21 protein-coding genes are annotated in these 24838 nt (G+C 72.1%); 13 read left to right on the plus strand and 8 right to left on the minus strand.

The features are described from left to right. Positions 1-3 precede the first annotated feature (3 nt). The 3 genes from AC5L36_RS29820 to AC5L36_RS29830 are packed head-to-tail and all read right to left on the minus strand — an operon-like array spanning position 4 to position 2601. A complete protein-coding gene (locus tag AC5L36_RS29820; RefSeq protein WP_441214982.1) occupies positions 4-960 on the minus strand; it encodes a GlxA family transcriptional regulator in 957 nt (318 codons plus the stop codon). A gap of 3 nt (positions 961-963) precedes the next feature. Next, positions 964-1305 carry an NIPSNAP family protein gene (locus AC5L36_RS29825; protein ID WP_441214981.1) on the minus strand — a complete coding sequence of 114 codons (342 nt, stop codon included), beginning with the start codon at positions 1303-1305 and terminating at the stop codon, positions 964-966. Positions 1306-1314: 9 nt separating this feature from the next. Continuing rightward, the gene (locus AC5L36_RS29830; RefSeq protein WP_441214980.1) at positions 1315-2601 is read right to left on the minus strand and encodes a carboxylesterase/lipase family protein; all 1287 of its coding nucleotides are present in this window, start codon (positions 2599-2601) and stop codon (positions 1315-1317) included. A gap of 166 nt (positions 2602-2767) precedes the next feature. Between AC5L36_RS29830 and AC5L36_RS29835 the strand changes: the two genes are divergently transcribed. The 6 genes from AC5L36_RS29835 (at position 2768) to AC5L36_RS29860 (ending at position 9028) form a co-directional block, all read left to right on the plus strand. Beyond that, positions 2768-5056: a ribonucleoside-diphosphate reductase subunit alpha gene (locus tag AC5L36_RS29835; protein WP_441215403.1), complete on the plus strand. Its 2289-nt coding sequence runs from the start codon at positions 2768-2770 to the stop codon at positions 5054-5056. Continuing rightward, positions 5056-6051, plus strand: coding sequence for a ribonucleotide-diphosphate reductase subunit beta (locus tag AC5L36_RS29840; RefSeq protein WP_441215402.1), 996 nt, complete (start codon positions 5056-5058; stop codon positions 6049-6051). The genes AC5L36_RS29835 and AC5L36_RS29840 overlap by 1 nt, the downstream gene beginning before the upstream one ends. Before the next feature lie 15 nt (positions 6052-6066). Then, the gene (locus tag AC5L36_RS29845; protein WP_441214979.1) at positions 6067-6729 is read left to right on the plus strand and encodes an alpha/beta fold hydrolase; all 663 of its coding nucleotides are present in this window, start codon (positions 6067-6069) and stop codon (positions 6727-6729) included. A gap of 33 nt (positions 6730-6762) precedes the next feature. Continuing rightward, on the plus strand, positions 6763-7539 hold the full coding sequence (locus AC5L36_RS29850) for a DUF3152 domain-containing protein (protein WP_441214978.1): 777 nt from the start codon (positions 6763-6765) through the stop codon (positions 7537-7539). A gap of 63 nt (positions 7540-7602) precedes the next feature. After that, complete coding sequence (locus tag AC5L36_RS29855) at positions 7603-8103, plus strand: SigE family RNA polymerase sigma factor (protein ID WP_441214977.1); 501 nt, start codon at positions 7603-7605, stop codon at positions 8101-8103. Then, positions 8096-9028 carry a hypothetical protein gene (locus AC5L36_RS29860; protein WP_441214976.1) on the plus strand — a complete coding sequence of 311 codons (933 nt, stop codon included), beginning with the start codon at positions 8096-8098 and terminating at the stop codon, positions 9026-9028. The genes AC5L36_RS29855 and AC5L36_RS29860 overlap by 8 nt, the downstream gene beginning before the upstream one ends. A 222-nt stretch (positions 9029-9250) precedes the next feature. On the opposite strand, the gene AC5L36_RS29865 is transcribed toward AC5L36_RS29860, so the two are convergent. Further along, positions 9251-10714 (minus strand): glycosyl hydrolase family 79 C-terminal domain-containing protein, encoded by a 1464-nt coding sequence (locus AC5L36_RS29865; RefSeq protein WP_441214975.1) that lies wholly within the window; start codon positions 10712-10714, stop codon positions 9251-9253. Between the two features lie 133 nt (positions 10715-10847). After that, entirely contained in the window at positions 10848-11723 is an 876-nt protein-coding gene (locus AC5L36_RS29870) for an aminoglycoside phosphotransferase family protein (protein WP_441214974.1), read from the minus strand. A gap of 177 nt (positions 11724-11900) precedes the next feature. Between AC5L36_RS29870 and AC5L36_RS29875 the strand changes: the two genes are divergently transcribed. The 4 genes from AC5L36_RS29875 (at position 11901) to AC5L36_RS29890 (ending at position 17663) form a co-directional block, all read left to right on the plus strand. Beyond that, positions 11901-13550 carry a peptide ABC transporter substrate-binding protein gene (locus AC5L36_RS29875; RefSeq protein ID WP_441214973.1) on the plus strand — a complete coding sequence of 550 codons (1650 nt, stop codon included), beginning with the start codon at positions 11901-11903 and terminating at the stop codon, positions 13548-13550. A gap of 855 nt (positions 13551-14405) precedes the next feature. Beyond that, positions 14406-14876, plus strand: coding sequence for a GNAT family N-acetyltransferase (locus AC5L36_RS29880; RefSeq protein WP_441214972.1), 471 nt, complete (start codon positions 14406-14408; stop codon positions 14874-14876). A gap of 71 nt (positions 14877-14947) precedes the next feature. Continuing rightward, the gene (locus tag AC5L36_RS29885; protein ID WP_441214971.1) at positions 14948-16474 is read left to right on the plus strand and encodes an alkaline phosphatase D family protein; all 1527 of its coding nucleotides are present in this window, start codon (positions 14948-14950) and stop codon (positions 16472-16474) included. Between the two features lies 1 nt (position 16475). Next, on the plus strand, positions 16476-17663 hold the full coding sequence (locus AC5L36_RS29890; protein ID WP_441214970.1) for a hypothetical protein: 1188 nt from the start codon (positions 16476-16478) through the stop codon (positions 17661-17663). A 3-nt stretch (positions 17664-17666) separates the two neighbouring features. Here the strand turns inward: AC5L36_RS29890 and AC5L36_RS29895 are convergent, their stop codons facing one another. Continuing rightward, complete coding sequence (locus AC5L36_RS29895) at positions 17667-18257, minus strand: DUF305 domain-containing protein (protein ID WP_441214969.1); 591 nt, start codon at positions 18255-18257, stop codon at positions 17667-17669. Positions 18258-18323: 66 nt separating this feature from the next. After that, positions 18324-19034, minus strand: a complete 711-nt coding sequence (locus AC5L36_RS29900; RefSeq protein WP_441214968.1) for a lytic polysaccharide monooxygenase — start codon at positions 19032-19034, stop codon at positions 18324-18326. A gap of 234 nt (positions 19035-19268) precedes the next feature. On the opposite strand from AC5L36_RS29900, the gene AC5L36_RS29905 reads away from it, so the two are divergent. Beyond that, positions 19269-20579, plus strand: a complete 1311-nt coding sequence (locus AC5L36_RS29905) for a glycosyltransferase (protein ID WP_441214967.1) — start codon at positions 19269-19271, stop codon at positions 20577-20579. Here the strand turns inward: AC5L36_RS29905 and AC5L36_RS29910 are convergent. After that, a complete protein-coding gene (locus tag AC5L36_RS29910) occupies positions 20572-21492 on the minus strand; it encodes an anti-sigma factor RsbA family regulatory protein (protein ID WP_441214966.1) in 921 nt (306 codons plus the stop codon). The genes AC5L36_RS29905 and AC5L36_RS29910 overlap by 8 nt on opposite strands. Before the next feature lie 166 nt (positions 21493-21658). Here AC5L36_RS29910 and AC5L36_RS29915 point away from each other — a divergent pair, with 166 nt between their 5' ends. Then, positions 21659-22696 (plus strand): LacI family DNA-binding transcriptional regulator, encoded by a 1038-nt coding sequence (locus AC5L36_RS29915; RefSeq protein WP_441214965.1) that lies wholly within the window; start codon positions 21659-21661, stop codon positions 22694-22696. A gap of 204 nt (positions 22697-22900) precedes the next feature. Further along, entirely contained in the window at positions 22901-24799 is a 1899-nt protein-coding gene (locus tag AC5L36_RS29920) for a ricin-type beta-trefoil lectin domain protein (protein WP_441214964.1), read from the plus strand. Positions 24800-24838: the final 39 nt, after the last annotated feature.

Below are 24838 nucleotides of genomic sequence, written 5' to 3' on the forward strand. Positions count from 1 at the left end.
GAGCTAGCGCGCGGCGAAGGCGCGGCGGTACTCGCGGGGTGGCACGCCGCGGTGCTTGAGGAACTGTTCTCTGAGGACGGTGGCGCTCGCGTATCCGACCCGCCGCGCCACCTCCTCTATGGACAGTGAGGTCTCCTCCAGCAGCGCCTCCGCCCGCGCCAGCCGCTGGCGCAGCAGCCACGCGTGCGGCGTGGTGCCGGTCGCCGCCTTGAAGCGCCGCGCGAACGTGCGCGGGCTCATCAGCGCCCGCGCCGCGAGTTCCTCGACCGGCACGGTGCGGTGCAGCTCACCCGCCGCCCACTCCAGCGCCGCCGCGAGCCGCGCGTCGTCGCCGCTCTCCGGGACCGGCACCTCGATGTACTGCGCCTGCCCGCCGTCCCGATGTGGTGGCACGACGATGTCGCGGGCGATCGCGTTGGCCACGGCGGCACCGTGCTCGCGGCGCACAAGGTGCAGGTAGAGGTCGGTGCCGGCGCCCGCGCCGGCCCCGGTGACGAGTCGCCCCTCGTCGACGTAGAGCACGCCGGGCTCGACCCGCACCTTCGGGTAGCGCGCCGCGAACTCCGCCGCCAACCGCCAGTGCGTCGTCGCGCGCAGCCCGTCGAGCAGCCCGGTCGCCGCGAGGATCCACGAGCCCACGCAGTGGCTGGCGACGATCGCGCCGCGCGCGTACGCGGCCCGGATCGCCGCGAGCACCTCGGCTGACGGCTCACCCCGAAACGAGTCACCCGGCAGCAACAGCACCAGGTCGCCGTCCGCCAGCCGCTCGACGCCGTGCTCGACCGCCAGCCGCAGCCCGACGTCGGTCGTCACGCTCCCCGGGCGGTCGGTGCAGAACGTGATGTCGAACCCCGGCAGCCCCAGGTGCCGGCGGTCGCCGAAGACCGACGAGAGGAGCCCCAGCCCGAGCGTGCTGGCCTCTTCGGGAACGAAGGCCGTGATCGACCGAAAGCCGCCCACGGGTCAGAGCGGCTGGTAGAGCAGGTCGGCCACCGCGTCAGGCACGTCGATCACGATCGTGTGGTACGTCTCGATGCGCGACACGACGTCTTCCCGCGGCCCCTTGTGCCACGCGTCGCCGCCGTAGAACGCGTCCTCCAACGCGGCCCGCTCCTCGACCGACGCGAAGCGCCGCACGAGGTATGCCTCCTCGTGGCCTTCCTCGTCGACGAGCGAGGGCCCGAACCGGACCACGCTGATGCCGTGCTCCCCGAGCAGCGGCAGCGCCACCTCCCGCATCACCCGGAGAAAGTCGTCACGCGTACCCGGCACGAGCCGGTAGGTACGAATCTCGATGATCGCCACCCACCGAGCCTATGCCGCCCAGACGTGGGTGTGGCGGCCCGCGGTGTCGAAGCGGGGCCAGCCGGGGTCGCCGGTCGCGGCGAAGGTCGTCCATGACGTGCGGAGGCGGGCGGAGAGGTCGGCGAAGTCGGCCGGGGGTGGGGAGCCGATCAGGCGGGCGGCGTAGCGGCTGTCCGCGTTGCCGAACGTGAACGGGACGTCCACCCCGTGCGCGGCGCCCATCGGGCCCTGCCAGGCGAAGTCGTACAGCCAGGTCCGGCCGCCGGCGGTCGCGTGTGCCTCGGCCGTCCGGGTGGTCGGGATGCGCATCAGGGCGTCGGACACCATCTCGGCGAAGACGTCGGCGTCCGTCGCGGCGCGGTACCCGGCGGCGTCCACACCCAGGCGAGCCGCGACCGCCGGGATGTCCAACGGCGACGGGATCGGGATGCCCAGGCCGCGAAACTCCTCGTGGGTGTAGCCGCAGACGAGGTCGACCGACGCCGGCACGACCTCCCACGGCGGGCCGGCCACCACGTCGCCGTCGATCACCGGGCCGTAGTAGCCGACGCCGGGGCCGCCCAGTACCGCGTCGGGCACGTCCACGAGCGCCGCCGGCGACAGCGCCGCCGGGTCGCCCACCGCGGCCGTGAGAGCGGCCGTCACGCGTTCGGCCTCCACCATGGAGTGGTAGCCGCGGGGGATGCTCTGGGCGATCACCCGGCGGCAGAGGCCGGACGCCGCCGCCACCAGGACCGCGGACGCCGCGCCGGCCGACTGGCCGAAGACCGTGACGTTGTCCGGGTCGCCGCCGAAGGCCGCGATGTTGTGCCGCACCCACTCCAGCGCGGCGATCTGGTCGCGCAGCCCGCGGTTGTCGGGATGGCCGGGCAGGTGGCCGAAGCCCTCGAAGCCCAGCCGGTAGTCGAGCGTGACCACGACGACGCCGGCGCCGGCGAGCGTGGTGGCGTCGTACTGCGGGGTGGCCGGCGAGCCGATCTTCCAGCGGCCGCCGTGTATCCACACCATGACCGGCAACCGGGCGGCGCCGAGGTCGGGGCTCCACACGTTGAGCGACAGCGGGTCGCGCGGCCGCGACGACGGCCGCCAGATCGACGGCACGCCGGGGGCCGGCGCCGGCTGGGGCTGCGGCGCGGCGAACGTGACGCACTCGCGCACGCCGTCCCACGGCTCGGGCGGTGCGGGCGCGCGGAAGCGGAGCGGGCCGTCGGGCGCCGCCGCGTACGGGATGCCCTTGAACGTGCCGCCGCTCCCCCGGACCAGTCCGGCGGAGGTCTTGACGGAAGGATCGACCATCCGATGACCGTAGCGTGACCCGGATCACGACACGCCACACGATATCTAGTGCGTGACTCTCGCCGACCCACTACATATGGTGTTGACCGCGCGGCGGCCGGACCGCTGCCGCGAGGGAGACAGGGGGAAGAGAGTGACGGTCATCGAGGCGCTTCCGCGCGCCCAGATGCTGGTCCGCAAGCGCGACGGCGCGGCCGAGCCGGTCGACGTCAACAAGATCGTCCGGGCGGTGCGGCGCCACGCGGGCGGGCTGCCGGACGTCGACGCGATGCGGGTGGCGACCCGCACGATCGGCGGCCTGTACGACGGCGCCACCACCGCCGAGCTGGACCGGCTGTCGATCCAGACGGCGGCCGAGCTGATCGGCGAGGAGCCGCAGTACTCCCGCCTCGCCGCCCGGCTGCTCGGCGGCTACCTCGACAAGGAGGTGCGGGGGCAAGGGATCGCGAGCTTCAGCCAGGCGATCCGGCTGGGGCACGCGGAAGGGCTGATCGGCGACGGGACGGCCGCGTTCGTGGCCGCCAACGCGCGCAAGCTCGACGACGCGGTCGACGCGGAGGGCGACCGCCGGTTCGAGTACTTCGGCCTGCGCACGGTCGCCGACCGGTACCTGCTGCGCCACCCGCGGACCCGCCTGGTCATCGAGACGCCGCAGTACTGGCTGCTGCGGGTGGCGTGCGGCCTGTCCCGCACCCCGGCGGAGGCCATCGGGTTCTACCGACTGATGTCGTCGCTGGCGTACCTGCCCAGCTCGCCGACGCTGTTCAACTCCGGCACCGCGCACACGCAGATGTCGTCGTGCTTCCTGGTCGACTCGCCGCGCGACGAGCTGGACTCGATCTACGAGCGGTACGCGCAGGTGGCGAAGCTGTCGAAGTTCGCCGGCGGGATCGGCATCTCGTGGACCCGGGTCCGCGGCCGGGGTGCGCTGATCCGCGGCACCAACGGCCTGTCGAACGGCATCGTGCCGTTTCTGCGCACGCTCGACGCGAGCGTGGCGGCGGTCAACCAGGGCGGCCGCCGCAAGGGCGCGGCCTGCGTCTACCTGGAGCCGTGGCACCCCGACATCGAAGACTTCCTCCAGCTGCGCGACAACACCGGCGAGGACGCGCGGCGCACCCACAACCTCAACCTGGCCAACTGGATCCCGGACGAGTTCATGCGCCGGGTCGAGGCGGACGGTGACTGGTCGCTGGTCGATCCGAGCGACGCGCCGGACCTGCCGGACCTGTGGGGCGAGGAGTTCGACGAGGCGTACCGCGTCGCGGAGAAGAAGGCCGTCAGGACGGTCAAGGCCCGCGACCTGTACGGCCGGATGATGCGCACACTGGCGCAGACCGGCAACGGGTGGATGACGTTCAAGGACGCGTCCAACCGGCTGTCCAACCAGACCGGTGCGCCCAGCAACGTGGTGCACCTCTCCAATCTCTGCACCGAGATCGTCGAGGTGTCCAGCGACGGCGAGACCGCGGTGTGCAACCTCGGCTCGGTCAACCTGGCGGCCCACCTGACCGGCGGCGGGATCGACTGGGAGCGGCTGCGGGCGACCGTGCGCACGGCGGTGGTCTTCCTCGACCGGGTGATCGACATCAACTACTACCCGAGCGCCGAGGCGGCCGCCTCCAACCCGCGGTGGCGGCCGGTCGGGCTGGGCGTGATGGGGCTCCAGGACGTGTTCTTCGCGCTGCGGCTGCCGTTCGACTCGCCCGAGGCGCGCGAGCTCTCCACCCGGATCGCCGAAGACATCTACCTGACCGCGCTGGAGACCTCCGCCGGCCTGGCCGAGGAGGCGGGACCGCATCCGGCCTACCCGCAGACCCGCGCCGCCGGCGGCGACCTCCAGCCCGACCTGTGGGGCGTCGAGCCGACCCAGACGGCGCGGTGGGCGGCGCTGCGGGAGCGGGTCGCCGCGCACGGCTTGCGCAACTCGCTGCTCGTCGCGATCGCGCCGACCGCGACCATCGCGTCGATCGCCGGCTGCTACGAGTGCGTCGAGCCGCAGGTGTCGAACGTGTTCAAGCGGGAGACGCTGTCCGGGGAGTTCCTTCAGATCAACACCTATCTGGTACGCGAGCTGAAGGACCGTGGACTGTGGACGGAGCCGATCCGCGCCGAGATCAAGCGGGCGGACGGCTCGGTGCAGGGCGTCGCGGCCCTGCCGGAGGACGTGCGGGTGCTCTTCCGCACGGCGTGGGAGCTGCCGCAGCGGGCGCTCATCGACGTCGCCGCCGCGCGAGCGCCCTATGTGGACCAGTCGCAGTCGCTCAACCTCTTCATGGCGGCGCCGACGATCGGCAAGCTCTCCTCGATGTACCTGTACGCCTGGAAGTCCGGCCTCAAGACGACGTACTACCTGCGCTCCCGGCCGGCCACCCGCATCCAGCTCGCCACGGTCTCCGTCAAGGCCGAGGCCTGCGACCTCGAAAACCCCGAATCCTGTGAGGCGTGCCAGTGATGTTGCTCGACCCCGGAATGGACCTGACGCTGCGGCCGATGCGCTACCCGCGTTTCTTCGACCGCTTTCGCGACGCCATCAAGAACACGTGGACGGTCGAGGAGATCGACCTCCACAGTGATCTGTCCGATCTGGCCAAGCTCTCCTCCGCCGAGCGCCACCTGGTGAGCCGGCTCGTCGCGTTCTTCGCCACCGGAGACACGATCGTGGCCAACAACCTCGTGCTCAACCTCTACCAGCACGTCAACTCGCCCGAGGGGCGCCTGTACCTCTCCCGCCAGCTCTTCGAAGAGGCGGTGCACGTGCAGTTCTACCTCAACCTGCTCGACACCTACGTGCCCGACGAGACCGAGCGGAACGAGGCGTTCGCCGCGGTCGAGAACATCCCATCGATCCGGCGCAAGGCCGAGTTCTGCTTCCGCTGGATCGACTCCGTCTTCGACCTCCGGCGACTGTCCACACGGGACGAGCGCCGGGCGTTCCTGCTCAACCTCGTCTGCTTCGCCGCGTGCATCGAAGGGCTGTTCTTCTACGGCGCCTTCGCGTACGTGTACTTCCTGCGCTCGCGCGGGCTGTTGCACGGCCTCGCCTCCGGCACCAACTGGGTGTTCCGCGACGAGTCGATGCACATGGCGTTCGCGTTCGACGTCGTGGAGACCGTGCGCCGCGAGGAGCCGGACCTCTTCGACGACAGGATGGCCGCACAGGTGACGGACATGCTCGCCGAGGCGGTGGAGTGCGAGGCGCGGTTCGCCGAAGACCTGCTCGGGCAGGGTGTGCCGGGCCTGTCGTCGACGGACATGCGCGCCTACCTCGAACACGTCGCCGACCGGCGGCTCGCCCAGCTCGGCCTCCCGCCGAGGTACGGCTCGACCAACCCGTTCGCCTTCATGGAACTCCAGGACGTGCAGGAGCTGTCGAACTTCTTCGAGCGCCGCGTCTCCGCATACCAGGTCGGCGTGACCGGAACTGTCGGCTTCGACGACGACTTCTGAGCTAGGTTGGGGCGCGTGCTGTTGCACCACCGAAGCTGGGGCTCGCCCGACAGCCAACCCGGGAGCGACCCGGTCATCCTCCTGCACGGCGGTGGCAGCGACTCCTCCACCTGGGAGGGTGTCGGTGCCGCCCTGGGCGAGGTGTGGCACGTGCACGCGCCCGACCTGCGCGGTCACGGCAAGAGCGAGTGGCCCGGCGAGTACACGCTGGAGCTGATGCGTGACGACGTGCTCGCGCTGATGGACGAGCTCGGGCTGGCGCGGGCCTCGTTCGTCGGGCACTCGATGGGCGGTTTCGTCGCCTACCTGCTCACCCTCGACCACGCGGAGCGGGTGAGCCGGCTGGTGCTGGAGGAGACGCCGCCGCCGGTGCCGCTGGCGCTGCCCGTGCCGGCGCGGCCGGAGGGTCCGCTGTCGTACGACTTCGACGTGCGGCCGGCCATCGTCAAGCAGCTCAACGCGCCCGATCCGGAGTGGTGGATACGGGCCGACGAGGTCACCGTGCCCACCTTGGTCATCTCCGGCGGCCCGGCCAGCCACCTGCCACACCGCACGATGTACGAGTTCGCCGCGCGGCTGCCCGGCGGGCGGCTCGTCACGATCCCGGCCGGCCACCGCGTGCACGTCGCCGAGCCTGACCGCTTCCTGGAGGCGGTCGTCGGATTCTTCGAAGACTGAAACGCGCCGCCGCTCCCGCGTCGTGATCAAGGTATGCGGGGTGTACGGATCGCGGTGGTCGTGGCGGCGTGCGGGGCGGTACTGGCGGGGGCGCTGGTCTTGCGCGCCGGGATGCCGGAGCGGGCGATCCCCTCCGCGGCACCGGCCACACCGCCCCCGACGTCGGCCACGCCGTCCCCGACGCCCAGCCCGACGGAGAAGCCGCCACCACCCGAGATCGCCTACCCGGACCGGGGCGAGGGTACCTACCGCTTCGCCGCGGGCGGTGGAGGTGTGGCGGGGCGGTCCGGCCAGCTGATGCGGTATCGCGTGGCGGTCGAGCGGGGCATCGAGAACATCACGCCGGACGCCTTCGCGGCCGAGGTGACCCGCACGCTCGCCGACCCGCGAAGCTGGACCGGCGACGGGCGTTGGCGGCTCCAGCGGGTCGGCAACGGCTCGCCGTACGACTTCACCGTCTACCTCACCACCCCGCGTACCCGCGACGAGTACTGCCCCGGTGACGACGGGTACACCTCGTGCCGCAACGGCGAGCGCGTGATCATCAACGTGGCGCGGTGGGTGCACGGCGTACCGCGGTATGGCGCTCCCCTCGACGACTACCGCGAGTACCTGGTCAACCACGAGGTGGGCCACCGGCTCGGCCACGGCCACGAGAAGTGCCCCGGCCGAGGCCGGCCCGCGCCGGTGATGCAGCAGCAGACGCTCGGCCTGCACGGCTGCGTCGCGTGGGGGTGGCCGCTGCGCGACGGGCGGCTCTACCAGGGGCCGGCCGGCTCGTACGACGACCCCATCCCGGAGTCGCCATGATCACGCTGACCTGCGGATTGAAACGGATCGGGCGCCCGAACACGTGTACACGTGGGGAGGGCGATGATCTCGTTCGACGAATTCGTGACCGCACGCGGCCCGGCGCTGCTGCGGTTCGGCTACCTCATGTGCGGCGACCGGCACCTGGCGGAGGACATCCTCCAGGAGGTGCTGGCCAAGATGTACCGCCGGTGGGGCCGGATCGCGCGCACCGAGCCGCCGGAGGCGTACGTGCGCCGGGCGATCCTGCACCAGTACCTGTCGTGGCGCCGCCGCCGCGCCAGCACCGAGGCGGTCGTGGCGGAGGTGCCGGAGCACGCCGACCCGCGTCTGATGGCCGAGCAGGTGGCGGTGCGCGACGAGATGTGGGAGCTGCTCGGCACGTTGCCCCGGGTGCAGCGGGCGGTGCTGGTGCTGCGGTACTACCTCGACCTGCCCGACCCGGAGATCGCGGACCTCGTCGGCTGCGCCCCGTCGACCGTGCGCGTGCACGCCTTCCGCGCGCTCGGCGCGCTGCGGGCGCGGCTGTCCGAGGACCTCACCACGGAGGCTCGCAGTGGATGACATCGAGCACCTCGTCCGCGTGACGCTCACCGACCGGGCCGCCGCGGTCGGCGAGCCCGCCGGCCTCGCCCACGCGGTCCGCGGCCGGGCCCGCCAAGCCCGGCTCCGCGTGCAGGCGGCGGGTGCCGCGGTGGCGGCCGCGGCGGTGCTGCTGGCGGTGCCGGCCGCGACGCGGCTGTGGTCGCCCGAGTCAGGATCCACTGTGGACGTCGTCGCGGCATCCGCCCCGGCGGCGGTGGCCGCCGCGCCGCCGTTCCCGTTCACGCCGACGGTGCCGCTGCCGAGCTACGGCGAGCCGATCGCGGAACTCTCCGCCGGCGAGCCCGGCCTGCGGTACCGCGGCGGCGACCCGGAACGCTGGCTCACCGTCTCGGTCACCCGCGAGCGGCCCGCCCCGTCCGCGCCGAAGTCGTACGGCGCGGCGGTGCGCGAGCGGAAGGCGGCGCTGGAGGTCGGGCCCGACGGCTCCACGCTCACCTGGCAGGAGGCGGACGGACGGTGGCTGCGGGTGGCGGCCGACCCGCACCTGTCCCGCGACGACCTGACCGGCTACGCCGCCGGACTCGCGCCGGGTGCGGTGCCGGTGCGGTGGCCGTTCACGTTCGAGACGGTGCCGCCCGGCATCGTGCCCGACGTGGTAAACCTCGCCGCCGTGTCGTTCCGCCCGGAGGGCAACCCGCCGAGCCACGGCTTCGCCGGCAACCTCACCGTTTTGCTGTCGGACACCGCTGAGGTGACGCCGAGCGGCCGCCCGATCGCGGTCGGGACGCGGGCCGGCTGGGTCACCGCGTCTGCCCTCTCGGTCGACCTCGGTGACGGCCGCACACTCGTCGTCCAGTCCGAGATCGGGCTAGCGGAGGCGGAGCTCGTCGCGTTCGCGGCCGGGATCCACCCGACCCCCGACGCGCTGGTCGGCCGCGGCTAGCGAAGTTTGTGCGCCATCCTCGGGGCTTGTCCCGCGGAGCCGGCAGCGGAGGCCGGGGATTTCGGCTCGCTCCGCGAGCCGCCGGCCTGCGCGGTCTCCGGCGGGAGCGGCGGTCCTCCGCTGACGCGGACCCGGGACAATCTTCTGATCTTCTGCCAACCAATGCAGACCGCCCCCTTGGGTCGCCTCGCCTCCCACGGCGGCGAGGCGACCCAGCACGGCCTAGCAGTCGACCGTGATCAGCACCGCGCTGCCCGCCGGCAGGTCGACGCCGAGGCGGCCGTCACGGACGCGGACCCGTTCGGCCCGGCCCGGCGCCAGCCGGCCGCTGTCGTCGACCACCCCGCCCTGCACGGTGGTGTCCGCCGCCGCGAGCCCGCTGCCGGTGAGGCGGAGCACCTGCGCGGTGCCGCCGCCCCGGCCCACGGCGAGGTCGAGGCGGACCGGGCCGGTCGACGGGTCCTCCTTCTGGATCATCGCGATCCGCAGCCGCCCGTCGTCGCCGCGGACGGCGTACGCGTTGACGTTGCGGTCGGTGGCGAGGGCCACGGGCAGGAAGCGGCCCGGACCCATCCGCCGGGCCAGCCACAGCCCGTAGAAGATGGGCATCGCCCGGTATCGCTGGGCCGCCTCGCCCGCCGTGTCCGCCGCGCACATCGGCGTGTAGAGCTGCCACCGGCCGTTCCAGATGGGTTTGCCGCACACGCCGAGGCCGCCGTGGAAGTTGACGCCGTCGAGTCCGAGCTGCGCCATCTGGAGGCTGTAGTCGAGCGCCCACAGCGCCGAGGCGTGCGTGTTGCTGACCCCGTCGATGCCGCCGCCCCACGCCGAATTGGTCTCGTCGACGCGGATCGGCAGGCCGTTTTCCTTGGCGGCGGCGAGGTTGGTGGAGACGGCCGAGCGCTGCGCGGCGTTGGTCTGCGGCGACAGCAGCCGGGCGATCGTGCCGGTCGGATCCATGCTGTACTGGTGGATCATGAGCATCGTCAGCCCGTTGCCGCGCTCCTCGCGGGCCAGAGTGGTGGCCCACGACGAGCTCGGCGAGGCGGTGTCCGGGCCGGCGATCCGCTGGTTGCCGGCGGCCGCGGCACACGCCTCCCAGTCGGCCCTGTAGTCGGCGTACGCGTAGCCGGCCGACCGGTATCCGCGCATCGCCCACTGGTCGGGCTCGTTGCCGCACTCGACCGCGACGAGCCGGTGGCGCAGGATCCGGAACATCTCGCGCGCCTGGTCGGCGGCCGCGACCGGATCCCACCGGCCCACGTTGATGCCGACCTCGGCCCGCCAGCCGGTGGCGCGCAGGAAGCGGTCGAGCCGCTCGATGTCGGCCGGCGTGACCATGTGCTTGACCCACTCGGGCAGCGGGTCGGGCGGCTGCTGGCCGCGCGGCAGCCACAGCGTGTCGCGGTCGAGGGTGTTGCCGGAGAAGCGGACGTTGCTGGGGCCCAGCGTGCGCAGCAGCGCGGCCAGGTTGCCCTTGGCGGGGTCGATGTTGCCGATGCCGAGCTCGCGCATCTCGAACGAGAGCCCGACGAAGTCCGCCGGCAGCCGGCCGGACGGGTGCGCGGTGTCAACGGTGACGGTCACCGGTGTGGCGGCCGGTGGTTCGGCGGCGGCCGGCGCGGCGCCGGCGATGACGGTGGTGAGCGCGACCGCGGTGATCGTCGCGCGACGGACGGGACCCATACAGGCTCCTCCCCTTGGTCCCGGGAGTCCGGCGCCGCCCCGCGCGCACTTCCTTCACGACTTAGTTCGATGTCGATGCTATGTACATCGATAGGGCTTGGTCAATTGACGAGCGGGCCGGTCGCACTGGCGGCTAGGGCTCGCGCCGCACCTCCGCGAGAGCGTGGGCGCTGATCGCGGCAAGGCGCGGGCTGTCGTCCGAAAACGCACCGATGGCGGTGGCCAGGTTGAGCGCCCAGCCGCGCGCGCGTACCCAGGTGTCCGCGTCGGTGCCGGTGAGCGCGTCGTATCGGGCCCGGAAGGCGGCCCGGCCGGCGGCGTCGAAGGTCAGCCACGCGGTGGACAGGTCGCTCGCCGGGTCGCCGCCGGTGAGGTCGCCGAAGTCGATGACCGCGGCCAGCCGCGCCGGCCCGGAGGGCGCCAGCACGAGGTTGCCCGGGTGCAGGTCGCCGTGCAACCAGTACCGCGGCCCGCCCCAGACCGGCGCGGAGACGAGCCGCTCCCAGAGGGCGAGCAGGTCGGGCGTGCCGGCGAGGCGCTCGCGTACCGCCGTGTCGCGGGCGGTGAGCGGCACACCGCGCCACGGGTTGTGCGGCGCGTCGGCGGGCGCCGGGGCGTGCAACCGGGCCAGGAACTCGGCCAGGTCGGTCGCCGCCGGCCCGCGCTCGGCCGGTGACACGTCCGCGGCCGGGCGCCCCTCGAACCACGGGCAGATCGACCACGGCCACGGGTAGCCCTCGCCGGGCACGCCGGCGCGCACCGGGGCGGGGACGACCCCGCCGGCCCGCGCGGCGAGGGCCGGCAGCCAGCGCTGCTCGTTGCGGATCAGGTCGACGGCGAGGGCCCGGCGCGGCAGCCGCACGCAGAGGTCGTCGCCGAGGCGGTAGATGGCGTTGTCCCACCCGTTCGCGACGAGCCACAGTGGACCGTCGAGGTCCGGGTGCTGCGCCCGGACGAGCCGGGTGACGAGACTTGCGTCGATATCGACCTCAGCCGCCGGTGTATCCACGCACACATCATTCCCTTCTGCGGAAACCCGCGACAACCAGTCGGGCGGGCTCGGGCGTTCCTCAGGAAGACGGCAGGACCACCTGCTTTTGACAGACCCCATAACGCCCGCTCGCCGCGCCGATACCCCCGCGCGGCGCGATACAACGCGGGCTAAATCAGGAAGGGAGTCGGCAAGATGCACAAGATGCATCGGTCGATGCGCATCGTCATGCCCGCTGCCATCGCGACGCTCTCACTCGTCGCGGCGGGCTGCGGCGGTGGCAGTGAGGATACCGGAGACACGGGCGCGACCGCCAACGCGTCCATCACCATCAACGGCACGCAGCCCGAGGTCGGCCTCGTGCCCGGCAACACCAGCGAGACCGGCGGCGGCAACATCGTCGACCACCTGTGGACCGGCCTCGTCACCTACCCGCCGGGCGGCGGCGACCCGCAGAACGCGGTGGCGGAGTCGATCGAGACGGCCGACTCGCAGAACTACACCGTGCGGATCAAGAAGGGCACGAAGTTCCACGACGGCACCGAGGTGAAGGCGAAGAACTTCGTCGACGCGTGGAACTTCACCGCCCTCGCCACCAACGGGCAGCAGCAGGCGAGCTTCTTCGGCGACATCGAGGGCTTCACCGCGGTCAACCCGCCCGACCCGGACGGCGCGGGGCCGCGGGAGGCACCCAAGCCGACCGCGCAGACGATGTCCGGCCTGAAGGTGGTGGACGACTACACGTTCACCATCAAGCTCCAGGCGCCGTTCTCCATCTTCAAGACCAAGCTGGGCTTCGCCGCGTACTCCCCGATGCCCGACGCCTTCTTCCAGCAGGGCCCGGACGCGTTCGGGCGCCAGCCGATCGGCAACGGGCCGGTCAAGTTCGTCAGCTGGACCGACGACGTCGAGCTCAAGCTGGCCCGCTTCGACGACTACACGGTGGGCGACAAGGTGAAGGTCAAGGAGGTGACGGTCAAGTTCTACCAGCAGATCACCGCCGCCTACGCCGACCTGCTCTCCGAAAACCTCGACTTCCTCCAGCAGGTACCGGTCGAAAACCTCGCCGACGAGGCCTGGAAGGGCGACCTCGGCGACCGGGCGATCGAGGTCGCGGTCCCCGTGCAGCAGAGGATCGCGTTCCCCATCTACGACGAGCGGTTCAAGAACCCGGACCTGCGCCGGGCGATCTCGCTGGCGATCAACCGGCAGGAGATCTCCGAGAAGGTCTTCTTCAACACGCGCAAGCCGGCCACCAGCTGGGCCCCGCCGGGCACCCCGGGCGCCGAGGGGTTCGCCTGCACCGCGTGCGAGTACGACAAGGACGAGGCCGTGGCGCTGCTCCAGAAGGCCGGCGGCTTCCAGGGCCAGCTGGTGTTCCGCTACAACTCCGACTCCAGCCACAAGGGTTGGATGGAGGCGGTGGCGCAGAGCGTCAAGAACACCCTCGGCATCGACGCGGTGGCCCTTGGCATCACCACGTTCGACGCGTTCCGCCAGCAGGTCAACGCCCACAAGATGGACGGACCGTACCGGGCGGCATGGCAGGCCGACTACGCGGACGCCGAAAACTGGGTCGGCCCCTTGTACATCAAGGGCGCAGCCTCCAACGACGGCCTCTACGAAAACGCGGACGTCGACCGCCTCTACGCCGAGGGCACGAAGGCCTCGACCCCGGACGCGGCGCACGCCAAGTTCACCGAGGCCATCAAGATCGTGGACGCCGAGGTGCCGTCGATGCCGATCGTCACGGTGTCCCAGCAGTCCGGCATCTCCAAGCGCCTGAAGCCCATCAAGACCGACTGGGTCGGCGTCATCGACCTCTCGTCGGTAGAGCTCAAGTAGCGACCTGAAACCACACCGGGGGGATGGGGCCGCGCGGACTCCCCGCGCGGCCCTGCCCACGCCCCCAAGGGGGCAGCCCTGAATGGGAAACTGCATCTATCGGAGTCGAGGTGGCCGGCGCTAAGTTTCCTTTAGGACAAAGATTTGAGCTACCGCGACGTCCGTCGTGGTCCAGACCGCCGCTCCCGCGGCCTCACCCGTCCGCCGCTGGCCGCGCTCACCCCGTCGGGCCGCGCGACGGTCGCTGTTTGTCCACAATGCCTGCTCCCGGATCGGCGCTCTGGGAAAGCAACAGCGGTTTCGTCGCCGCCGGTAACCGCCGCGGCGAGGTGAGCGGCGCGAGATCCCAGATCTCGGAGAGTTAAGGCGCTATTTCAACCCCAACTCTCCTAGATCTCGAAGTCCCGACCCATGAGCTGGTAACGCCGCGTCAGGACGGCGGAGATAGGCCCCGCGAAGCCCCCTTCGGGGCTTGTCCCGCGGACCCGGCAGTGGACGGCCGGGGATCTCGGCTCGCCCCGCGAGCCGCCGGCCGGGAGCGGTCCCCGCGGGAGCATACGGTCTCCAGCTGACACGGACGGGGGAAAATCTGCCGGAGCGCCACCACGCGCGTAACCGCTGGTCGCGCTCACCCCGGCGGCTGCGCCGGGCCTCACGGCCCCGGGCCTGGTAGGTGCGCCCTCATCGGTGGATCGTGGACCGCGGGCCTGGCAGCGGAGGCCGGGGGTTTCGGCGAGCCCTGGCGAGCCGCCGGCCGCAGCGGTCTCCGGCGGGAGCGGCGGTCCGCAGCTGACGCGAACCCGGGAAACCTGTCTCGAGGGGCCCCTGACTCCGAAAGGTCTCTAGACTCGGTGGGTGATCATTCGAGCGGCGGAGATGGGCGATGCGGCCGCTGTGGCCGAGATCTGGTACGAGGGTTGGCAGGACGGTCACCTCGGCCACGTGCCTGACGCGCTCGTCGCGATCCGCACCGAGGAGTCGTTCGGCTCGCGGGCGGCGCAGCGGGTGGACGACACCACCGTGGCGGTGCGCGACGGCGAGGTGGCCGGGTTCGTGATGGTGGTCGGCGACGAGGTCGAGCAGGTGTACGTCTCGCGCCGGCACCGGGGCAGCGGTGTCGCCGGTGACCTGCTCGCCGCGGCGGAGCGGCTCGTCGCGTCGGGTGGGCACGCGCGTGCCTGGCTCGCCGTCGCCACCGGTAACGCCCGTGCGCGGCGCTTCTACGAGCGGTGCGGCTGGGTCGACGAGGGGGCCTTCGACTACCCCGCGGCCGGCGAGGACGGGCCGATTCCGGTGCCCTGCCAGCGTTACGTGAAAGCCGTTTAGACACCGGTCGCGGCGGAAATCTTCATCGCCTAGGGCTTGCCTCGTTTATCCATGACGATCAAAGTCAGAGGATGAGGAAGCTCTCCCGCCGTACCTTCGTCCTCAGTGGCATCGCGGTCGCCAGTGCGGCCGCTCTCCCGACCCGATCCGTGGCCGCGGCCGTTCCGTACCCATTTCGGCTGGGCGTCGCGTCAGGTGAGCCGGCACCTGACAGCGTCGTGCTTTGGACCCGGCTGGCACCCGCCCCGCTCAACGCCGACGGGCAGGGCGGCATGCCCACCTCCGACGTGGTCGTCGACTGGCAGGTGTCGACGACCGACCGCTTCACGACGCTCGTCGCGGCAGGCGTGGTGACCGCGCGCTACGCCGACGCCCACTCCGTGCACGTGGTGGCCGGCGGGCTGGCGCCGGACGCCGACTACTTCTACCGGTTCCGCGCGCAGGGGCACATTTCGCCGGTCGGGCGCACCCGCACCGCGCCGGTGGCCGGCACGTTCGGGCGTGACCTGGTGATGGCGTTCGCGTCCTGCGCGCACTACGAGTCGGGTTACTACACCGCGTACCGGCGGCTGGCCGAGGACTCCCCCGGCCTCGTGCTGCACCTCGGCGACTACCTCTACGAGGACGCGACCACGGCCGGCTCGGTGCGCGAGCACGTGGGCGCCGAGATCGTGTCGCTGGCCGACTACCGGCGGCGGTACGCGCAGTACAAGTCGGACCCCGACCTCCAGGCGGCGCACGCGGCCGCGCCGTGGCTCGTGGTGCCCGACGACCACGAGGTGGAAAACAACTACGCCACCAACACGCGCGCGGACAGCAGCCCGGCGCTCACCGCCGCACAGTGGACGGCCCGGCGCACCGCGGCCTACCGCGCCTACTACGAGAACATGCCGCTGCGCCCCTCGGCCGCGCCCAGCGGCAACAGCATCGCGCTCTACCGGCGGGTCCACTGGGGACGGTTGGCGACGTTCCACATGCTCGACACCCGGCAGTTCCGCTCGGACCAGGCGTGCGGCGACGGGTGGAAGGTGTGCGCCGACGCCGACCTCGCCTCCCGCTCGCTCACCGGCTCGGCGCAGGAGACCTGGCTGCTGGACGGGCTGGCGCAGCACTCCGGCACCTGGGACGTCCTGGGGCAGCAGGTGTTCTTCGCCCGGCAGTACGACGCGGCCGGAGCGTCCAACATGGACGCGTGGGACGGCTACCGGGCTTCCCGCACACGGATCCAGCAGGGCTGGGTGCAGCGCGCGGTGCGCAACCCGCTGGTGCTGACCGGTGACGTGCACCGGGCGTGGGCCAACGACCTCAAGGCCGACTACGCCAACCCCAGCTCGGCGACGATCGGCACCGAGCTCGTCTGCACGTCGATCACGTCGGGCGGCGACGGCAGCGGCACCACGACGATCCCCAACGCGGCGACCAACCCGCACCTGCGCTTCCACTCGGACCGCCGCGGGTACACGCGCACGACCATCTCGCAGACCCAGGTGCGGGCCGACTTCCGCACGGTGGCGAGCGTGACCGAGCACGGCGCGGCGGTGTCCACGTTGCGCTCGTTCGTCATCCTCGACGGCCAGCCCGGCCTCCAGGCGGTGTGACATGTCGCTTGTTTCGACGGCGACGGCCATCCTGATGCTCGGCGTGGAAGCCGTGACGTGGTCGACCGCCAACAGCACCGCCACCGGCGACCAGGACGTGCCGGCGATCGCGGCCAACCGCAACGGCCACGTGGCCGTGGTCTGGGAGGACGACCGCGACACCACCGCGCCCGCCGACGACGCGCACTCCGAGATTTTCCTGCGGCTCTTCAAGGACGGCGCTCCGGTGTACGAGCTGAAGCTCTCCGCCGGCGGCACGAGCGGCGTCGCGTGGAAGCACGTCACGCCCGACGTCGGCCTCGACGACCGGGGCAACGCGGTCGTGGTGTGGGCGGACGACCCGGACGGCAACGGCTACTACAACGTCCCCTACCGCGTGGTATCACCCACCGGCACGGTGCTCGCCTCCGGCCGCGCCAACGCCAGCACCGACGGCCAGCAGGTCTTCCCCAAGGTGTCGGTCGACCCGGACGGCGTGCCGGGCAGCACGAGCGCGGTCGCGTTCACGGTGGCGTGGGAGGACATCCAGGGCACGAACCCCGCGACGGTACGGGCGGCCGGCTACACCGCGGCGACCACGAAGGCGTACGAGGTGGTCGCCAGCCAGACCACGGGCGACCACCGGCGGCCGGACGTGGCGGCGCTCCCCTCGGGCGAGGCGCTCGTGGTGTGGGGCAACGGCGGCGACATCGGCCTGGTCCGGCTGGCCCGGGCCAACGGCGCCGTCACCCTGTCCCGGCGGCTGGCGAACGCCCAGACGGCCGGCCAGCAGCAGCGGCCCGCGGTGGCGGCCGGCTACGCGGGCGACTTCGCGGTCGCGTGGGAATCCGGTGGTGTGTGGGCGCGGTCGTTCACCGCGGCCGGCAGCCCCCGCCACACCGACCTGGCGGTGGCGTCGGCCGGGGTGGCGCCCGGCATCGGCATCGACGACCAGGGCAACGTGGCGCTGGCGTGGACGGTCGCCGGCGCCGACCCGCAGGTGTGGGTCGCCGGCCGCAACCCGGACGGCACCGGCGACGGGCGGCTCGGCGCGCAGATGCTCAGCCAGGCCACCGCGGGGCGGCAGGAGCAGGTCGCGATCGCGGTGTCGCCGTGGTCCGAGGTGAGCATCGCGTACACCGACGACAACGACGGAAACCAGTTCGACCAGATCATCCTGGGCACGGGCGTGACGAACTCGAACTGGTGAACCTCACCCCGCCACCATCCTGAGCAGCTGCTGGATCTGCGCCCGCACCGTCTCGTCGGTGCGGGCGGCCAGCGCCTTCACCTGCGGGTTCTGCCCACCGGTCGCCTCCATGCGGGCGAGCTCGACGGCGCCGTGCTGGTGCCCGATCAGCATGTTCAGAAACGCGGTGTCGAACTCGGCGCCGCCCAGGCGCCCCAGCTCGGCGATCTCCTTGTCGCCGAGGGCGGGCAGGCCGCCGTGCGCGGCGTGCGCGTCCGGGTGGGCGTCGGAGGTGAGCGGCTTGCCCCACGCCTCCAGCCAATCGGTGACGGCGCGGGTCTCGGCGGCCTGCGCGGTGGCCAGGTCACCGGCCAACCCGCGCACGTCCGCCCGGGTCGCCCTGCTTCGCCCCAACTCGAGCAGCGCGGCCGCCGGCTCGTGGTGCGCCAGCATCATCTGGAGGAACATCAGGTCGGTCCCGTTGTAGGCACCGTCCACAGTGGCCGGCAGGGTCACCGCCGTGGTGGCGGGAGGCGGTGTCGGCGCCTGGTTTCGGGGCTCCGCACCGCACGCCCCGACCGCGAAGACTGTCACCAGGACGAGCGCTCGTCGCATGCTTCCGCCTCCCGCCGTGTGACGGGTCCGCGCCGCGCCCGGGGCGGCGCGGACCCTCGATAGAGGTCAGCCGCAGGCGCCCTGGTCGCGCCAGACGCCCCACTGGCCGGTCGTGCCGGGGGTTTCGCCCTGCGTCCACCACTGGGCCTGCCAGCGGCGACCGTTGTGGGAGACCACAGCTCCCGCGGTGTAGACCGCGCTCGCGCTCCACGCCGTGCCGCACGCGGGGGCGGGCGGCTGCGTCGTCGGGGGCGGGTTGCCACCGCCGCCGCCGACCTGGAGGTCGACGCAGGCGTAGAAGGCCATCGCGGTGTCGGCGATGTTCCACCGGGCCAGCACGGTGATCCGGCCGCTGCGCCCGCCCAGGCTGACGCTGTGCGAGACGTTCGCCGCGGGTTGGCGTCCACCGTCGTCGAACACGGCGATCCGCGAACCGCCGACGAAGTACTCCCAGGTGCTGGTGGCGTGCCGGGCGGTGAGCACCCAGCTGAACGTCACGTTCTGTCCGACGGAGGTGGTCGGCCAGTTGCGGTTTTCGTTGAGCACCGCGAACCGGGAACCACCGCCGTTGCACTGCATCGAGCCCTTGGGCGCCTCCACGCTCTGCGGCTCGTAGACGATGTCGCCGCAGTCGGCGACCCGGCCCTGGGCACACATCGCCTGCCGGCTGGGCGGCGAGGAGACGTAGCCGTGCGCCTGCGCCGGCGTGACCGCCACGAGGAGCGAGCCGATGACGGCGGCGAGCGTGAGCAGGGGGAGGGTGATGCGTCTTCGCATTAAATCCTCCTTGTTTAGGGGGATCCGCTCGGGTTGATGCGCATCAACATACGGTAAACAAAGCTAACAGTAAATAGCCTTAACCAAATATTTCGATGCGTGTGCTATGCGGAGCCCTCGCCCGAGCGGAGGGCGACCCCACGGTGGAGGGGCAGGGAGCACGCGGCGCGGCGATCAGCTGGATCACACCGGATTCCGACCGATCCTAGAGCCGCCTCACCTAGCCTCCTCGATGTGAGTCGGTTCCGGTTGAGTGTGGTCGTCCCGGCGTACAACAACGCTCCCCTGCTCGACCTGACGCTGGGCGGGCTGGCGCGGCAGACCATGCCGGCCGCGGACTTCGAGGTGATCGTCAGCGACGACGGCTCGCCGGTGCCGCTCGCGCCCGCCGTCGACAAGTACGCCGACCGGCTCGACGTCACGTGCGTGGTGGCGGAGCGCAACCGTGGCCGCTCGGCCGCCCGCAACGCCGGTGCCGCCCGGGCGCGCGCGGACGTGCTGCTGTTCGTCGACGCCGACTCGGTGGCCCACCCGGCGCTGCTCGAGCGGCACGCCGCGTTCCACGCCGCGCGCGAGGGCCGGCCCGGCGTGCTGCTCGGCAAGCGGTACGACATCGACTGGGCCGCCGCCGGCGCGCTGACCCGGGGTGAGTCACCCACGCCCGAGATGCTCGACGCCTACCGGGGCGACCCGCGCGACGGGCACACCGCCCACCCGCAGCACCTGGCCGACTTCGCCCGCGCGCCGTGGCTGCTCGGGTTCACCCACAACGCGTCGGTCGACAAGGCCACGTTCGACGCGGTCGGCGGCTTCGACGAGGCGATCGTCAAGTGGGGGCTGGAAGACAGCGAGCTGTTCTACCGCGTCTTCCACCACCACGGCTGCCCGCCCGACCTCTTCGTCCGCGAGCCCGCCGCGATGGCGTACCACATGCCGCACTACCGCCCGACCGGCGAGCTGCTCGGCACGCTCGACAACCTGCGGTACATCGCCCGCAAGCACCCGCGCTACGACTTCGAGGCCATGCACAGCCCGGCCACGCTGGGCCAGGTGATGGGCAAGGTGCGGCTCTACTCCGACGCCGTCGACACCTGCCGGCGCGCCGGACTGGGGCGCCCGGCCGTGCTGCCCGCCGAGGTCCGCGCGGGGCTCGGCGACCGCACGCTGATCGCCGGCTACGGCGTGTCCGGGCTGCCGCTCGGGCCGGGCTCGCACACGTTCGACCAGGACGCGCCGATCGGCGACACCAACTGGCACCGGCTCGGCCTGATGCTGCAAGACTTTCGCACCGGGCAGTTCAGCCAGTTCGTCCACATCGACCTGTGGCGCTTCCTGATGCCCGACGACCTCAGCCTGATGGTGACCAAGGCGCTGCGCAAGGCCGACCGGGTGGTGCTCGTCGCCGCCCATGACGCGCCCGACGCGGCGTCGCTGCTGCCGGTGCCGTTCGTCGACGACGTCGACTACGCCGCGCGGATGCTGGAGGCCCGCTTCGACGTCGCCACCACCGTGCACGAGGAGGCGACCGTCCTCACCATCAGGTGAGGCGCATGTGCAGGCGGATCGTCGTGGCGCCCGGCCGGGTGTACACCCGCACGAGGTCGCACAGCTGGTTGACGAGGATCAGGCCACGCCCGCCGTAGAAGCTGTCCGGGGGCGGCGGCACGCGGCCGGCCAGCGGCGCCGCGATGTGGCCGCCGTCGCGCACCTGGCAGACCAGGATGCTGTCCTCGGTCCAGATCGCCAGCGCGCCGGTGCCCGGCGTCGTGTGCGCGGCGGTGTTGGTCGCCAGCTCGTTGACCGCGATGATCAGGTCGTCGGTGCGGTCGGCGCCGAGCCCGGCCGTCTCGGCCGCCTCCGTGACGAAGGCGCGCACCTTGGCCAGCCCGCTCAGCTCGATCGTGGTGGTCGCCGCGCCGGCCGGCGGGTCGGGCAGTGGGAGGTTGAAGCTCCGCGCGACCGCCACGGGGTCCTCGTATCCCGGGCTCGTCTCGCGGGCCGCGGTCGTGGCGATGACCGGGTGGGTGCGGTAGGCGTCTTCGACCGCGTGCGGGGCGAGCCCGGCCACGTCGTACGGGCACAGGATGCTCGCCGCGCGCCCGGCGAAGGCCGCGTTGATCAACGCCTCGTGCTGCACGCAGGCCGGGTACTCGAGCGGGCTGCGGCTCGGCCAGATCGGCTCGCCGATGATGCGCACCGGCCGGCCGGGGTGGGCATCGGCGAACGCGAGCAGCACGCCCGGCAGGATCCGCCCGGGATTGGCACCGGCCCGGGTCATGTCGTGAAACCGCACCCGCTCCGCGTCGGCGCCGAGACCCGCCCGGATCCTCTCGAGGTTCGCACCGGGCACGGCGACCGCGACGGGCTCCCCGGCGGCCAGCGCGTCACGGATGAACGGCAGGGTGCCGGCGAGGTACTCGTCTGGCCCTCGGTAGAACAGTGCGGGGTGGTCGAACATCAGTCGCCACGGTACCTCCCCTCGGCGCCGCTCGCAGTAAGGGTTGATCTGGCCGGACGGGGGTATCACCGCGCATGCGAATCGGTGCTCGCCGACGTCGTGCCGATCGAGGCCGCGCGTGGCTTCGAGGCGGCACGCGAGCGCTGACCCCGTATGCTGTTCCAACATGAAACAAGGCGATGTAACAAAGCGGGTCACGGTGCGTGCCGTCGCGGCCGAGACCGGCCTGTCCATCGCCACGGTGTCCCGCGTGATCAACGGGCGGGCCAATGTCGCGCCGCACACCCGTGACCTCGTGCTGCGCGCTATGGGCCGGCTCGGCCAGCACACGCCGCGCCGCCGCCCCGCCGCCGAGGCCGCGAGCGGCGCGGCCGTCTACGTGCGCTGCCCCTACGTGCTGACCGACTACTTCGGCATCATCGTGTCGTCGGTCGCCGAGACCCTCGAGGTGCACGGCCGGCCCGTCGTGCTCAACGCCGGTGAGGCCGCCCAGCACGCGGAGGTGCTCGCCGGCCTGCCCGGCCGGACCTCGCTGTGTGGGGCCGTCCTCATCCTCCCGCCGGAGCCGGGCGAGGATCTCGAGCGGCTGCGCGACCGGCGGTTCCCGTTCGTGGTCGTCGACCCGCGCACCCCGCCGCCGCGCGACGTGCCCGCGGTCTCCGCCGGGCACTTCGCCGGCGCCCGCCGCCTGATGACCCACCTCGTCGAGCTGGGCCACCGGCGGGTCGGCATCATCGGCGGCCCGCGCCACTGGCTGGTCACCGACCACCGCCAGGCCGGATACGTCGCGCCGCTGGCCGACGTGGGCGTGCTGCCGGTGCCGGAGCTGGTGCGGTTCGTCGTCGAGCCGACCGCCGAGCACGGCTACCGGGCCGCCCGCGAGCTGCTCGACCTGCCGGAGCGGCCGACCGCGCTGGTCGCGTTCAACGACAAGATGGCGGTGGGCGCGCTGCGCGCGGCGGCCGAGCGCGGCCTGCGCGTGCCCGCCGACCTGTCGGTGGCCGGCTTCGACGACATCGAGGTCAGCCGGGCCACCCAGCCGATGCTGACGACGGTCCGCCAGCCGCTGGAAGAGATGGGCCGCATGGCGGTCAACCTGCTGGTCCGCCTGCTCGACGCGCACAAGCTCGACGCGCTGCACGTCGAGCTCGCGACCGAGCTGGTGGTCCGCGGCTCCACCGGCCCGGCGCCTGTTACATATTGACACTTGTTCCAGGTGGGTGTTTCATCTTCGTTACCGCCGTCGCGCCTCCGGGTTGTGCGCGGCAGCGGGCGCTGGACCCACCCGAGGCCATCGCCGTTCCCGCTGATCCGGAGCGGTGAGGGGGTCTGACGCCGCACATCCATGTCCGGCGTCGCCTGGCGGGATCGCCAGGCGAGACGATCCCTATGCGAGGGAGATCCCTTCATGCCCAGAGCAGGAGCCCGCGGGCGGCGGTTGTTCGCCGCCGTCACCGGCACGGCCGCCCTCCTCGCCGCCGCGGCCGGCACGATCGTGCTGTCGCCGTCCGCGCACGCCGCCGGCGAGCAGGTCAACATCTGGCTCACCACCACCTCCGACGGCGGCGGGCGCAGCGTCACCCGCGGCCTACAGCAGCAGGCGGCCACCGCGTTCGGCCCGGCCGGCGGCTCGGCCAACCAGACCATCACCGTCAACGAGAACGTGCGCTACCAGACATTCGAGGGCGGCGGCGCGTCGATCACCGACACGACGGCGTACCTCTTCCGCGGCGGCCCGATCAGCGCGGCCACCCGGGACGCGGTGATGCGCCGCCTCTTCAGCCCCACCGACGGCATCGGGCTGTCGTTCGTCCGCAACCCGATCGGCGCCTCCGACCTCTCCCGCCCCGGCAACGTCTCCCTCGACGACACCTGCTGCAACCTCGACGACTTCGGCGCCAACGGGTACGACACGAACGTGCGCCTGCTCACCCAGCAGGCCAAGCAGCTCAACCCGGCACTGCGGGTCAAGGGCGTGCCGTGGAGCGCCCCCGGCTGGATGAAGGACAACGGCCGGATGGACCAGATGGGGTGGCTGCGCGCCGAGTACTACCCGATGTACGCCCAGTACTTCGTCAAGTACGTACAGAGCTACCAGGCCGCCGGCATCCCGATCGACTACGTGTCCGTGCAGAACGAACCCAACTGCTGCCAGGCCGGCAACCCGACCGCGATGAACTACCCCGGCATGTCCTGGAACGCGTCCGGGCTCACCGAGTTCACCAAGAACCACCTCTACCCCGCGTTCCGCGCGGCCGGCATCACCACGAAGGTGCTCGTCCACGACTGGAACTACGGCGACTACGGCCAGATCGGCTCCGGCATCCTCGCCGACGCGGCGGTCCGCAACGACCCGCTCTTCGGCGGCATCGCGTGGCACGGCTACTTCGGCGACCCGGCCGTCGGCACCCAGGTGCGCAACCAGTACCCGAGCGTGCGCCAGTTCTCCACCGAGCACTCCGGCGGTACCTGGGTCTCCAACCAGCACAACGAGGACCTCAACGACATCGTCAACTACGCGCGTAACTGGAGCGGCAGCCTGGTGAAGTGGAGCCTGGCGCTCAACCAGAACATGGGCCCGCACAACGGCGGTTGCGGCACCTGCACCGGCCTCGTCACCGTCCAAGAGGGAGGGTCGCGGGCCGGCCAGGTGGACAACACGATCGAGTACTACACGACCGGCCACCTGACCAAGTTCGTGCGCCCCGGCGCGCAGCGGATCGACTCCAACAACACCGCCGTGCAGAACGTGGCCTGGCGCAACACCGACGGCTCCAAGGCACTGATCGCCCACAATGGAGGAACGGGAGCCCAGTCGATCCGGGTCAACTGGGGCAACCAGTCCTTCACGTACACGCTGCCCGCCCGCACCACCGCGACGTTCACCTGGACCGGCACCCAGTCCGGCGGCGGCGGTGGTGGGAGCACCGGTCCGATCACCGGCCTGGCCGGCAAGTGCGTCGACGTGGCGGGCGCTTCGACGGCGAACGGCACGGCGGTCCAGCTGTACGCCTGCAACGGCACCGGGGCGCAGCAGTGGACCCGCGGCGCCGACGGCACGGTCCGCGCGCTCGGCAAGTGCCTGGACGTCGCCGGCCCCAGCACGGCCGACGGCGCGCAGACCCATCTGTGGGACTGCCACGGCGGCGCGTCACAGCAGTGGACGTATACGGCGGGACGCGACCTGGTCAGCGCCTACGCGAACAAGTGCCTCGACGTCACCGGCAACAACTCGGCCGACGGCACCCGGCTCCAGATCTGGACCTGCACCGGCGCGGCCAACCAGAAGTGGAACGCGCCGGCCTGACGTGAGTGCCGCCGCTCCTCGGCGGCGGCCCTCCGGGGC

Source organism: Phytohabitans sp. LZ39, assembly GCF_059359075.1.